Source organism: Herbidospora galbida (assembly GCF_005233835.1).
In the GTDB taxonomy this organism is placed as follows: domain Bacteria; phylum Actinomycetota; class Actinomycetes; order Streptosporangiales; family Streptosporangiaceae; genus Herbidospora; species Herbidospora galbida.
In genome coordinates this window covers 38,277-51,181 of record NZ_SZQA01000017.1, presented here as the reverse complement: position 1 = coordinate 51,181, position 12,905 = coordinate 38,277, and the positions used below count along the sequence as shown (strand labels likewise).

At 72.9% G+C, this 12,905-nt stretch carries 12 protein-coding genes; 5 read left to right on the top strand and 7 right to left on the bottom strand.

The features are described from left to right. The first annotated feature begins 100 nt into the window (after positions 1 to 100). The 3 genes from FDA94_RS18565 to FDA94_RS18555 are packed head-to-tail and all read left to right on the top strand — an operon-like array spanning position 101 to position 3,180. Positions 101 to 658: an RNA polymerase sigma factor gene (locus tag FDA94_RS18565; RefSeq protein WP_246060028.1), complete on the top strand. Its 558-nt coding sequence runs from the start codon at positions 101 to 103 to the stop codon at positions 656 to 658. Then, positions 648 to 1,109 (top strand): hypothetical protein, encoded by a 462-nt coding sequence (locus FDA94_RS18560; protein ID WP_246060027.1) that lies wholly within the window; start codon positions 648 to 650, stop codon positions 1,107 to 1,109. The genes FDA94_RS18565 and FDA94_RS18560 overlap by 11 nt, the downstream gene beginning before the upstream one ends. After that, the gene (locus FDA94_RS18555) at positions 1,096 to 3,180 is read left to right on the top strand and encodes a CHAT domain-containing protein (RefSeq protein WP_137248330.1); all 2,085 of its coding nucleotides are present in this window, start codon (positions 1,096 to 1,098) and stop codon (positions 3,178 to 3,180) included. The genes FDA94_RS18560 and FDA94_RS18555 overlap by 14 nt, the downstream gene beginning before the upstream one ends. 194 nt (positions 3,181 to 3,374) lie before the next feature. On the opposite strand, the gene FDA94_RS18550 is transcribed toward FDA94_RS18555, so the two are convergent. From FDA94_RS18550 to FDA94_RS18530, 5 genes are read right to left on the bottom strand one after another with little or no spacing between them, the layout of a single operon-like run. Then, a complete protein-coding gene (locus FDA94_RS18550) occupies positions 3,375 to 4,403 on the bottom strand; it encodes an endonuclease/exonuclease/phosphatase family protein (RefSeq protein ID WP_137248329.1) in 1,029 nt (342 codons plus the stop codon). Continuing rightward, positions 4,364 to 5,170, bottom strand: coding sequence for a sulfurtransferase (locus FDA94_RS18545; protein ID WP_137248328.1), 807 nt, complete (start codon positions 5,168 to 5,170; stop codon positions 4,364 to 4,366). The genes FDA94_RS18550 and FDA94_RS18545 overlap by 40 nt, the downstream gene beginning before the upstream one ends. Further along, a complete protein-coding gene (locus FDA94_RS18540; protein WP_137248429.1) occupies positions 5,167 to 6,252 on the bottom strand; it encodes an alkaline phosphatase family protein in 1,086 nt (361 codons plus the stop codon). Before FDA94_RS18540 ends, FDA94_RS18545 begins: the two co-directional genes overlap by 4 nt. Further along, entirely contained in the window at positions 6,252 to 6,836 is a 585-nt protein-coding gene (locus tag FDA94_RS18535) for a DUF5998 family protein (RefSeq protein ID WP_030454595.1), read from the bottom strand. Before FDA94_RS18535 ends, FDA94_RS18540 begins: the two co-directional genes overlap by 1 nt. Positions 6,837 to 6,879: 43 nt before the next feature. After that, positions 6,880 to 9,450, bottom strand: a complete 2,571-nt coding sequence (locus FDA94_RS18530; RefSeq protein WP_246060026.1) for a bifunctional acetate--CoA ligase family protein/GNAT family N-acetyltransferase — start codon at positions 9,448 to 9,450, stop codon at positions 6,880 to 6,882. Between the two features lie 153 nt (positions 9,451 to 9,603). On the opposite strand from FDA94_RS18530, the gene FDA94_RS18525 reads away from it, so the two are divergent. Both FDA94_RS18525 and FDA94_RS18520 read left to right on the top strand, forming a co-directional pair. After that, positions 9,604 to 10,497 carry a carbohydrate kinase family protein gene (locus FDA94_RS18525; protein ID WP_137248326.1) on the top strand — a complete coding sequence of 298 codons (894 nt, stop codon included), beginning with the start codon at positions 9,604 to 9,606 and terminating at the stop codon, positions 10,495 to 10,497. Between the two features lie 94 nt (positions 10,498 to 10,591). Beyond that, positions 10,592 to 11,215 carry a DUF2306 domain-containing protein gene (locus tag FDA94_RS18520; protein ID WP_137248325.1) on the top strand — a complete coding sequence of 208 codons (624 nt, stop codon included), beginning with the start codon at positions 10,592 to 10,594 and terminating at the stop codon, positions 11,213 to 11,215. Here the strand turns inward: FDA94_RS18520 and FDA94_RS18515 are convergent. Next, a complete protein-coding gene (locus FDA94_RS18515) occupies positions 11,202 to 11,837 on the bottom strand; it encodes a response regulator (RefSeq protein ID WP_137248324.1) in 636 nt (211 codons plus the stop codon). The two genes, FDA94_RS18520 and FDA94_RS18515, sit on opposite strands and share 14 nt — an antisense overlap. Next, positions 11,834 to 12,904, bottom strand: coding sequence for a sensor histidine kinase (locus FDA94_RS18510; RefSeq protein WP_137248323.1), 1,071 nt, complete (start codon positions 12,902 to 12,904; stop codon positions 11,834 to 11,836). The genes FDA94_RS18515 and FDA94_RS18510 overlap by 4 nt, the downstream gene beginning before the upstream one ends. Position 12,905 lies beyond the last annotated feature (1 nt).

The window sequence follows — 12,905 nt, the reverse complement described above, 5'->3', positions numbered from 1 at the left end:
ATCTCACCGGGCGGCGCCGGACACCATGGCTAGAGTTGCTCACGCAACGCTCCTCTGTCAGCACAGTCAGTGAGGCTGGTGCGGAAAGGGTCAGTGACGCGTGCTTTTCGAGGTTCACGACGAATCGATCCCTCTCGATCTGCTCGACGACCATGCCTGGTCCGAGCTGGTCGCCAGCTTCAACAGTCAGATGTGGGCTGTGGCGCGGGCGGCGGGGCTGGGGGCGGCCGACGCGTCCGACGCCGTACAGGGAGCGTGGCTCCGGCTGATCGAGAGCGTCGACCGCATCCGCGACCCGCGGGCGGTCGGGGCGTGGCTGATGACGACGACGCGGCGCGAGGCGCTGCGGCTCGGCCGCAGGGCCGGGCAGGAGTTCCCGGCCGACCCGCCCGACCTCTACGAACATCCCACGCTCGCGGCGCCCGATCCGACGACGGAGATCGTCGACGCCGACTACGGGCGCACTCTCTGGTCGCGCGTGTCCCGGCTCAACGAGCCGTGCCGGACCATGCTCCGGCTCTTCGCCCTCAATCCAGATGTACGGTATGCGCAGGTCGCGGCCCGGATGCACATCCCGATCGGCAGCGTGGGGCCGACCCGGACGCGGTGTTCGGCCAAACTCCGGACCCTGCTCAAGGAGGATCCCCTTGAGTGCTGACGACGCCGCGCTGGAGACGTACATGCTGGCGGCGATGCGCCTGGCGGCCCAGGCCGACCCCGCTCCCGGCCGGCTGGCGGCCGACGCGATGGCCGCGCTCGCGATGCGCCTGCCCGGCTGCGTCGTCGCGGCCCCGGCCGACCTGACGGCCGCCTCCGGCGCACGGGCGGGCGGAAAGCCCCAGATGCACCGGTTCGCGGCCGGCGACACGACCCTCGACGTCGAGACGACCATCACCGAGGGCCGCCTGGAGATCGCCGGCCAGGTGAGCCCGCCGCCGGCGCCCGACGCCTACGTCGAGGTCCGCACCCCGCACGTGACGAAGGTCCGCGTGCCCTCCGCCGACGGCCAGTTCGCCGTGGCCGGGCTCCCGCCCGGCTGGGTGAGCGTGGCCTACCACCGCCCGAGCGATCCCCCGGTGGTCACCCGCTGGCTGCGTGTCCGCGCCTGAGTCCTACGGCCCGTTCGCGGCGGCCCGGCGCGCCGACATCCTGGCGGCGTTCGACGTCCATCTGAGTGCCGAGGATTCCCTGTACGAGTCCCCGGAGCGCCTGGCCCTCACCCGAGCCGAGTTCGCCTCGGCCCTCGTCGGAGCACGCCTCCCGGGCGAGGCCCGGATGCTCCTCGAACTCGCCCTGCCCGACCTGACCTCGGCCCGCCCTGCCACTGCGCACGCCCGGCTGCTGCTGGCGACGGTCGAGTTGCTGACAGGGGATGTACGGCGGGCCGAGGACACGGCCTCGACGGCGCTGACGGAGTTCGGGCGACTGGGACGGGCGGCGTGGGAGACCAGAGCACGCGACGTGCTGCTACGGGCGCGGCTCGCCCAGACGACCGAGAACGGACTCGACGATGGACTGAGGCTGGGCAGGCCGGCGCAGGCGGCCGAGAGCGGGATCGAAGAGGGGTTGCTCGGCGAGTGCGCCGCCGGGGCCGATGAACTGGAGGCTGCGGGGTGGCGGTCGGAGGCCGATGAGCTGCGGCTGTTCGCGGTGTCGGCGTTCGTGCGCCGGTGCGGTCGTGGGGTCGGCGGGCTGGTGGTCGCGCAGCGGATGCTGGACCGGGTCCGGGACGGGTCGGGGTGCGTGGCCACGCGGCTTCACGCGGAGGCGCTGCGGCGATGGGTGGGCGGCGAGCTCGCCGAGGCGCTCGAACTGACCCGGCGGGGGTTCGCCGAGTCGCTCCGGGAGATGTCTCGGCTGGCCTCGGAAACGTCGCCCGGGGACGCGGCTGTGCGGGGCGCTACTGAGCCACCGCAGCCTGCCTCGATGCCTCTGCCGACCGATCGGCATCATGACGCGATGCCTGACTCGGGTGGATTCGCATCGGCGTCTGACGGCGTCTCCAAGGTCACGGAGGGAGGTCGTCCGGGCGGGCACCCCACCACGCCGCCGGTCCCAGCCATTCGCATGTCCCGAAATTTCGTGACGTCGACACTCGGTGCCGTTCCGCACGTGAGGCGGCTCGCCGATGAGCGTTGGCGGGTTTCCCGAGTGGCCGAGGAGATCGCGACGCTGGGGCTCGAACTGGCCATCAGGCAGGAGAGCGCCGACGACGTGCTGCTCTGGTCGGAGCGGTGGCGGGCTCTCGTCAGCGGTGCGGAGCCGGTGGCCGAGCGGCCCGAGGTGCTGGTCGAGCTGGTACGCGACCAGGACGCCCTCCATGCCGTAGTCGCCCACGGCGACCGGGTCACGCTCCACGGCCTGGGGTCGCTGTCGGCCGTCACCGAGGCGATGGTGCGGATCCGCTACAACCTGCGCCGGAGAAACCTCCGCGACACCCGTCCGGAAGGTGAGGAAGGACTGTCACCCGGCCTCCTGCGGGAGCTGTCCGCGCTCGACGAGGCGCTGATCCGGCCGCTCCGGCTGCCGCCGGGAGCCGTCAGCGTGGTCCCCACGGTCGCGTTGCACTCCCTGCCCTGGTCGCTGCTGCCGTCGCTGCGCGGGCGGGCCGTGTCGGTCGCCCCTTCGGCCGCGCTGGCCGTCACCCGCCGGGAGGTCGGCGTGCCGGTGGTGGCGCTCGCCGGGCCCGATCTGGCCCATGCGGAGGAGGAGGTGGCGGCGGTGGTGGGCGTCCACGAGAAGGGAGAGCGGGTGCCCGCCACGCGGGCCGCTCTGCTGGAGGCTCTCGGACGGGCGGGCATCGTGCACATCGCCGCCCACGGCATCTTCTCCGGGCGCCGGCCGATGATGTCGAGCATCCTCCTGGACGACGGCCCGCTCCTGGTGCACGAGTTCTTCCGCCTGACGCGGGTGCCGCCCCTCGTGGTGCTGTCCTCGTGTGACGCCGGGATGGCGTCGGCTCCCGCCGACGGAGCGGCGTTCGGGCTGGCGGGGGCCTTCCTCGACCGAGGGGCGCGCACGGTGATCGCGGGCATCGTGCCGGTCCGCGACGACGAGGCGGCCCGCCTGATGGTGGAGTTCCACCGGTTGCTGGCCCGGGGACAGTCCCCGGCTCAGGCCCTCGCGGGCGCGGCCGTGGCCACCGACGTGCCGGGATTCGCCTGCTTCGGCACCGGTTGACGCCACAGCCGCCCGCAGTCCTCTAGTTCGCAAGACAGCCGTCTGGAGCCAACCGACATGCCGACATTTCCGGTTATGCCACCAACGCCCGCACTCCCCAGGTGGCCGGCCTGAAAGGCTTTCCGCCCGCGAGACATCGACGTGCCAGGGATTGACCTGCTCCGGTCCCTTCGGGTGCGCCACCCGATGTGCGTTCAGTTCCCGGGGCCGGGAAGCTCCACGTCCGCGAAGACCGCCTTGTGGTCGGTGTCGGGAAGCAGGTGAACCGAGAAGGCGTGGATCGCGGTCCGGCTGTCGGTCAGCACGTGGTCGATGGTCACAGGCGGGATAGGCAGCAGCCCGTTGAAGTCGCGCGGAAGGGCCGGCCACGTCGTCTGCAGGCCGTTGCCCGTCGCCTCGGCCGCGTCGCGATACCCGGAGTCGAGCAGGTCGCGGACTCTCGCATGGTCGAGCGTGGCATTGAAATCGCCGATGAGAAGCTTGGCCGAACCGCCAGGCCGAGGAAGGGCGGCGAGGCCCTCGCCCCAGCACTGGTGAAGCGCCGCCGTATAAGGCGCGCACGGGTGCACGGACACCATGTCCACCGTCACCCCGTCAACGTCAAGCCGCCCCATGAGCTGCCCGAATCCCCCGAAGTCGAGCAGCCCCACCCGGGTGGCCGGGAAGCGGGCGTAGATCCCCGACCCGCGCGTCCCGCGCCGGGCCTCCGTCACCTGGTGCGGCAGGAGGGCGTCGATGCCCGCCCGCCCCATCGCCTCCACGGCGTCTGGGGAGAGCTCCTGAAAAGCCACCACGTCGGCCCGAAGCTCCCGGACCAGCCGCACGACCTCCTCCGCCGGCGCCCCTCCCGCGAGCAGGTTCACCGCCAGCACGCGTAGACGCGGCCCGCCCCCGCCCGAAGGGCTCTCGCCGACCATCCGGGGCACGACGACCGCGGCGAAGACCAGGCACACCGCCAGCGCCGCTCCCCCGGCCGCCCACCGCCGGGCGGCCAGAGCCAGGACAAGCGCGACCGGTGACGATAACGCCACGTAAGGGGTGAACGCCACCAGCTGCACCCACCAGAACGCCACGTCACCGGGAACGAGCCGCAGCGCCGCCCACACGCCGAACAGCGCGACGATCAGCCAGATCGCCGCGGTCGCCCAGCCACGCCGCCGAGAGACCGGGACGGCCGAATCGATCAGGACCTCTCCACCGGACGGCCCGGGCCGGTGATCCATTCGGACCACGATCCGGCGTACAGGGACGCGGTGATGCCCGCCGACTCCAGGGCCAGCACCTCATGGGCCGCCGTCACGCCGCTGCCGCAGTAGGCGCCCACCGGAACACCCTCGACGACGCCGAGGGTGTTGAAGCGCTCGCGCAGGAACTCGGGCCGGTGGAAGCGGCCGCCGGGCTCCAGGTTCTCGGTCGTCGGGGCGTTGACCGCGCCGGGGATGTGGCCGGCCACGGGGTCGACCGGCTCGACCTCGCCCCGGTAGCGCTCGGGGGCGCGGGCGTCGAGGAGAACGCCGTCGTCGGCCAGGATCGCGGCCTGGGCGGCGGTGATCAGCGGCATGCCGCCGGGGCGGGCGGTGAAGTCGCCCGGCGTCACGTCGGGGGCGTCCTTCGACAGTTCGCCGGTCCACGCCTTCAGTCCGCCGTCGAGCACCCGTACGTCGCCGTGCCCGAAGTAGCGCAGGCACCACCACGCGCGGGCGGCGGCCAGGGCGTTCCAGTCGTCGTACACGACGACCGGGCGGTTGCCGGAGACGCCGAGCGACCGCATGGAGGCCTCGAACGCGGCGGCGGAGGGCAGCGGGTGGCGCCCGCCCGAGCCGGCGGGGGCGGCGAGGGCGGTGTCGAGGTCGCAGTAGACCGCGCCGGGGATGTGGCCGAGGGCGTATTCGGACGGGCCGGGCGGGCCGCCGAGACGCCAGCGCACGTCGAGGACGGTCACCCCGCCCAGCGCTTCGGCGAGGTCGGCGGCGGTGATCAGTGGGCTCATCGGCGGATCTCCAAGAAGGGCACGTTCTGTTCGGCGGGGGTGACCGACCCGTGATAGCCGGTCATCGACCACTCCAGCGGCTCTGCCCGGGACGACGCGATCACACACTCCCCCTCGGCCACGGCGACGACGTCGCCGACCCGGCCCAGCAGGGCGGGGTCGACCGGGCCGAACCAGCCGGCGTCGATCGCCTCTTCACGCGTGGCGACCCTGGCCCGGTCGCCGAGCACCGAGCGCCAGGTCTGCAGGACCGCGCCGGCGGCCCCGGGGACCGTGTAGAGGTGGCGCAGCCGGGCCTCGCCGCCGACCAGGGCGACGCCCTCGGTCAGCTCGGGGTGGCGGTCGAGGTCGACCTTGTCGGTGGCGTTGATCATGCCGTGGTCGGCGGTGACGTAGAGGACCCCGCCGGGCGGCAGCGCCGCGGCGAGCCGTTCGGCCAGGCCGTCGACGACCGACAGCTGGTCGAGCCATTCGGGCGAGCCCCAGCCGGTCATGTGGCCCATCGCGTCGAGCTCGCCGTAATAGCAGGTCACATAGGCTTTGCGGGACGCGCGCAGGGCGGCGTGGACGCCCGCGACCCGTTCGTCGAGGGTGTCGGCCGGCACGTAGCGGACGCCCCGGTAGACCGCCTCGGTGAGGCCGGTGCCGTCGAAGGCGGCGGGCGCGACGTAGGAGGAGGCGACGTCGAATCGGGCCAGCCGCTGGAACACGGTGTCGACGGGCTGCCAGGTCACCGGGTCGACGGGCGGGCCGTCGGTCTGCCAGCGCAGGCAGTTGAGCAGCCGGTTCTCGCCGGGCACCGCGACGGTGATGCCGAGCATGCCGTGGTTGCCGGACAGCACGCCGGTCCCGATGGTCGCCAGGCTGGTCGGGGTCGACGACGGCAGGCCGGCCGTGAGCACCCGGGAGAGCGCCGAAGCGAGGAACGGCGCGCGGGACGGGTGGGCGGCGAGCAGGTCGGCGCCCATGCCGTCGACGATGAACAGGCACACCTTCTCGGCCGGGTCGAGCCCCAGCGTGCCGCCGCCGGTTCCGTCGAAGGTGGCGTGGACGGAACCGGCGATGTCGGCGAGGGTGGCCATCACGTGCGCGCCGTCGCCTCCGACAGGGCGCGGGCGAAGGCCAGCACGTGGCGCACGGCCTCGGGGCCGTCGGCCGCCTCGCTGACGCGGAGCTGGAGGTCGTCGGCGGTGATCGAGCCGGTGTAGCCGTGGTCGGCCTCGCAGTTCTCGTCGCCGCAGGTGGCGGGTTCGAGGTCGACGTGGGAGATGGCGCCCCAGCCGATGGTGAGCGTGACCTCGCTGGGGGCGACGCCGGGCGAGTAGGACGCCGGGTCGGGCACCAGGCGGGTGAGCGCGACGGACTGGACCCGGCTCAGCCGGACCGCCTCGGTGGTCGTCGACGCGTGGGAGGCGGGGTTTCCCTCTGCGGGCGGGTGCTCGTCGGTGTGGCAGACGAGCAGCCGGGTGGGCGACAGCACCAGGACCGTGACGTGCCGGCGGACTTCCATGGCCGGGTCGAACGTGGCCTCATGATGGACGACGTAGGCGCTGACGCTCTCCTTGCCCAGGGCGGAATCGACGGCGTCGGCGACCAGGTCGGGGTAGTAGCCACTTCGGTCGATGGCCTCGCGCAGACCTGCAGCCGAGACTCGGGTATCCCTCATGGGACCATCCTGCCCTGTCAAGCACCCTGATTTCACCGGGCTGTCAGGATGGCAATCTTCGCGGACCCACGTCCGGCCGGGGCCCGGTGACGGCCTTCAGCACCGCCCGTGCGCCCAATACGTGGACGCCGTTCTCACCCACCAAGACGGGGTCCAGCCGCAGCGCCGCGACCTGCGGATGCGCGTCGGCCAGCCGCCCGATCCGGCACAGCACCTCCTCCAGATCGCCCACCGCCACGGGCGGATAGCCGTGCGCGCCGAACAGCAGCGGCGCGGCCTTGGGGGCCCGGACCAGCCCGGCGGCGTCTTCAGCCGTCAGCGGAGCGAGCCGGTAGGCGTCGTCGCCGAGCAGCCGGGCGGCGATCTCCCCCAGGCCGAACGACACCACGGCCCCGAAGTCCCGGTCCTGCACCGAGGTGATCACCGTCGGCACGGCCGGCTGCGGCGCCATCCGCTGGACCGCCAGCCGGGGCCCGAACACCTTCTCCAGGTCCGTGTACGCCCTGGCGACCGCGCCCTCGTCGGGCAGCGCCAGGCGGACCGTCCCGGCGCGACCGGTGCCGTCCCACTTGACCACCACGGGAAAACCCAGGCGCCCGGCCGCCGCGACCGCCTCCTCGGTCGAGGTCACGGTCTCCGACGGCCAGACCTCGACGCCGTAGGCCCGCAGCAGCTCGGTGGCGTCGATCTCGACCGGCTCCTCGGCGGCCCGGCAGACGATCTCGCGCGCGGCGACCACGTCGATCCCGCCGAGTTCGGGGACGGTGCCCTCGTCGCCCCGGCGCCACTGCGCATGGCGTACCGCCAGAGCGAGGGCCCTGACCGCCTCCTCGGGCGCCGGATAGGACGGGATCGAACCCCGTGCGGGACCTTCTCCCGGCGCGCGCAGCGCGGCCGGGACCCCGGCCTCTCCCCGGAAGGTGGCCAGCACCGGCTTGCCGCTCTCCCCCGCGACCCGCACCAGCTCGGCGGCGACCTCGGAGTCGGGGCCGGGCACGGGCGGCATGTAGACGACCACGGCGGCGTCGACGCCGGAGAGGATCGACGAGAGCGCGGCGCCGAACTCCGCGGCCCCGGCGCGGGCGCCGAGGTCGGCGGTCGAGGGGGCGAGGCCCGCGCTGACGCAGGCGTGCGCGGCCAGCCGGGCCAGGGCGTCGGAGTTGCTCACGATCCCGACGCGCGGCCCTTCGGGGAGGGGCTGGCAGGCGAGCAGCTGGGCGACGTCGAAGAGCTGGGTGAGGTCGTCGACCCGGATCACCCCGGCCTGCTCGAACAGCGTCGAGACCGCGCTGTCGGGCAGCCCGAATTCGGCGGCCTGCGACTTCACCGCCACGATCGGCTTGGTGCGGGAGATCCGCCGGGCCAGCCGGGTGAACTTGCGCGGGTTGCCCATCGACTCCAGATAGAGGAGGACGACCTCGGTCGCCGGGTCCTCCTCCCAGTACTGGAGCAGGTCGTTGCCCGACACGTCGGCCCGGTTCCCGGCGGAGACGAAGGTGGAGATGCCCAGGCCGCGCTGGTCGACGCGGTGCAGCAGGGCGGTCCCGAGGGCGCCCGACTGGCTGAAGAAGCCGATGCGCCCGCGCGCGGGCAACCGTCCGGCCAGGGTGGCGTTGAGCTTGATCGACCGGTCGGTGTTGGCGATGCCGAGGCAGTTGGGCCCGACGACCCGCATGCCGTAGGCACGGGAGATCCGCACGAGTTCCTGCTCGCGCCGCAGCCCCTCCTCGCCCGTCTCGGCGAACCCGCTGGAGACCACGACCAGGCCCTTCACGCCCTTCTGGGCGCACTCTTCGACCACGTCCAGCACGCTCTCGGCCGGGACGGCCACGATCGCCAGGTCGACCTCGCCGTCGATCGCGGCCATGTTCTTGTACGCCCGCACGCCCGCGACCGCCCGCACCTCTCTGTGCACCGGGTAGACCGGCCCGGTGAACTCGGCCCGGAGCAGGTTGCGCAGCACGGTCTGCCCGATCCCGCCCGGCTCCCGGCTGGCCCCGATTACCGCGACCGACTCGGGCTTGAGCAGCCGCTCGATCGACCGGGCCTCGGCGCGGTGCTCCCGCCCGGTCACCACCTCCAGCGAGTCGGGGGTGCTGGCGAGGTCGAGGGTCATCCGGACGACGCCGTCCTCGAACGTGCTCTGCGCGATGTATCCGGCCTGCCGGAACATCTGGGTCATCCGGTGGTTGGCGGGCAGCACGTCGGCGATGAAGGTCCGGATGCCGCGTTCCCGGGCGGCGGCCCGCAGGTGTTCGAGAAGGACCGCCGCGAGGCCGCGCCCCTGGTGGGCGTCTTCGACGAGGAAGGCCACCTCGGCGTGGTCGGCGGGCTTGACCCGGTCGTAACGGACCACCGCCACCATCTCGGCTCCGATGGTGGCGATCAGAGCGAGCCGGTCGTTGTAGTCGACCGTCGTGAAGCGGGTGACCTCCCGGTCCGAGAGGCGCGGACGGGGACCGAAGAAACGGAAGTAGATCGACTGGGCGGAGAGGCGGGAGTAGAAGGAACGCAACAGTTCGGCGTCATCGGGGCGGATGGGCCGCAGGTGAGCGGTACCGCCGTCGGAAAGGACGACGTCGGCCTCCCAGTGCGGCGGATACTCGGGTTCCACCTTCTGAGGGTATCTGTGCGCAAACGAGGTGGTTGGGCAACGGATGTGCATCGACTGTGTACGAGTGTCCGCCTCACCCCCCACGAAGCTTGCAGAAGCTGTTAAGTTTCTCGGGGTCAGCGTCGATTTGCAGTAAGCAAGGGTGGTGACATCATGACGCGGGTCGTCGTGGTGGGCGATCTCATGACCGACGCGGTCGCCCGCGCCAGGTATCCGCTCGCCCGGGCAAGCGACACTCCGGCCGTGGTGACCATGCACGGTGGCGGCTCCGGGGCCAACATCGCCTCATGGCTCGCCGTCGAGGGTTCCGAGGTCGCCTTCATCGGGCGTCGCGGCGCCGACATCACCGGCCGCAACCGCGACATGGAGCTGATGGGCTACGGCGTCGACGCCCGGCTCGTCATGGATCCCGAGCGCCCCACCGGCACCTGTGTCGTCCTGGTCACCCACAAGGGTGAGCGCACGATGCTCTCCGACCCCGGCGCCAACGCCGCGCTGTCGCCCGAAGACCTGCCCCGCGACCTGTTCACGCAGGGCAGCCACCTGCACATGTCGGGTTACACGCTGATCTGCGAGGGCTCCCGCGACGCCGGTCTGGCCGCCCTCGACCTGGCCCGCCGGGCGGGCATGTCGATCTCGGTCGACTGCGCCTCCTCCGCGCCGGTCGAGCGCACCGGCGCCGAGCCCTTCCTCGAATGGACCCACGGCGCGAAGCTGCTGTTCGCCAACGCCGACCAGGCCAAGGTGCTGACCGGCCGCGACGAGCCCGAGGCGGCGGCCAAGGTGCTGACCGCCTGGTTCCCGCAGGTCGTGATCAAGTGCAACGCCGACGGCGCGCTCTGGTACAGCAACAACCGGTCCGAGGCCGTCAAGGTCCCGGCCGAGCAGGTCGAGCGGGTCGTCGACGGCACCGGCGCGGGCGACGCGTTCGCCGCCGGGTTCCTGCCGAGCTGGCTCGACGGCAAGCAGCCGGCCGACGCCCTGTCGGCGGGCAACGCGCTGGCCGCCAAGTGCCTGGCCAACCTGGGCGCCCGGCCCCGCCTCTAGCCGAAAGTACGCCCGGTCACCGGCTTTTGGAACGATCAGGCCGGAGCCGTTGGCGCGATGTGAACGGGTGGCCCGGCTCGCGACGATCTGAGGCATGACCCTCGTCGCTTCCCGCAGGCGCCCGTGGCTGCTGCCCGCCGGGCTCGTCCTCCTCGGCCTGATCCCGACCCTGGGCGGTGGCGTCCGGCTCGGTGAACTCTCTTCCGGCGGTCCCGTCACGCCCGACAACCTCCGCTTCTTCGACATGCCGCTGCCCGTCGTGGCGCACATCGTCGGCGCGGTGGTCTACGCGCTGGTGGGGGCGTTCCAGTTCGTCCCGGCACTGCGGCGCGGCTCCTGGCACCGGCGGGCCGGGCGGGTGCTGGCGGTGGCCGGGCTCACCGTGGCCCTCAGCGGGATCTGGATGGCCCTCTGGTACGACATGCCGGAGAGCGACGACGGCCTGCCGATGACGATCATGCGGGTGGGCGTCGGCGGGGTGATGGCCTTCGCCGTCGTGTACGCCGTCCTGGCGGTCCGGCGCAGAGACTTCACCACCCACCGGGCCTGGATGATCCGCGCCTACGCGCTGGCCATGGGCGCCGGCACCCAGGCGTTCACCCATGTGCCGTTCGCCGTCGCCGGGGTCACCCCCGACGACGCCGGGCGGTTCGCCGCGATGGCCGCCGGATGGGCGATCAACGCCGCGGTGGCCGAATGGGCCATCAGGCGTTCCTGATCCGGCCCGTCTCGTAGGCCCACATCGCGATCTCGACCCGGTTCCGGGCGCCGAGCTTGGCCATGAGGCTGGCGACGTGGGACTTCACCGTGCTGACCGAGATGTGGAGTTCGTCGGCGATCTCGTGGTTGGTGCGCCCCCGGGCGACGGTGGTGATGATCTGCTCCTCCCGGTCGGTCAGCGGCTCGAACGGCTGGACCGGGTCGGCCGTGCCGGCGAAGGCGCGCAGCAGGCGGGCGGTGACGTTCGGCGCGATCAGGGCGTCTCCGTTCGCGGCGGCCCTGACCGCCTGCGCGAGCAGCGCCGACCCGGCGTCTTTCAGCAGGAAGCCCCGGGCGCCCGCGCGCAGCGCGGCGTAGACGTACTCGTCGAGGTCGAAGGTGGTGATGACGACCACGGCGACCTCGCTTGAGAGCTCGCGGGTGGCCTCGATGCCGTTCATCCCGGGCATCCGGATGTCGAGCAGGCACACGTCGGGTTTGAGCCTGCGGGCCAGCTCGACCGCGCGGCGGCCGTCGGCGGCCTGGCCGACGACCTCGATGTCGTCCTGGGTCTCCAGGATCATCACCAGGCCGGTCCGGACGATCTCCTGGTCGTCGGCCACGATCACGCGAATGGTCATGCGGTCCTCGGGAGCACGGCGGTGACGGTCCAGCCACGGCCGGGGGCGGGGCCCGCCTCGCAGGTGCCGCCGAGGAGGGTGGCCCGTTCGGCCATGCCGAGGAGACCATAACCCGTCGCGCCCGGCACGGGGGCCTCCCCGTCGTCGGTGACCCGTAGCCTGACCCGGTCTCCGTCGGCCGCGACGAGCACGTGGATGCGGGTGGCGTGGCGGGCGTGCCGCCGGGCGTTGGTGACCGACTCCTGGGCCAGCCGGAAGATCGCCGCGTCGGTCGGGGGCGGGAGGCTGCCGAGGTCGCCGGCCACCTCGACGTCGACCGGGACGCCGGAGCCCTTCTGGAGCTCCGGCAGATCGGCGACGCCGCGGGCCGGATCGAGGTCGGCGGGGTGGCGCAGCACCCGGACCATCGTCCGCATCTCGGCCAGCGCCCGCGACGCCTCGGCCTCGATGACCTTCAGCGCCTCCACGGCCGCGCCGGGGTCCTTCTCCGCGCGGGCCAGCCCCGCCTGGGCCCGGATCGCCATCGCCGACACGTGGTGGGCGACGGTGTCGTGCAGGTCGCGGGCCAGGCGTTCGCGTTCGAGCAGCTTCACCTGCTCGCGGTCGCGCTGCTGGACCCGGACCCGGAACCGGACGGCGATCCCGGCCAGCAGCGCGATCGAGACGACGGCGAGGGCGCCGACCAGGTCGCCGGGCGCCTGGACCGACAGGACGACGTTGCCCGCCATGAGCGCGGCGCCCGCCAGGATCTCCCGCCCCGACCCCCACCGGCCCAGCGTGTAGGGCAGGATCAGCAGGAACGCCGCCGTGTAGGTGTCGTCGGGGCGGCCCATCAGCAGGTCGGCCACGAGGGTGCCGCCGAAGGCGAGCACGACCACGAGCAGCGGATGGGCCCGCCGCCACCACAGCGCCGGCACCAGCGCGAGCGTCAGCGCCACCACCGGCCGGGGCAGTTCCGGCCGCAGCACCCCTTCGAGCACCACGGCCGGGGCCAGCAGGCCGATCAGCGCAAGGTCACGCCAGACCCGCGTGGGGGGAGGCGGAAGAGGACGCGGCTCGTTCCACACG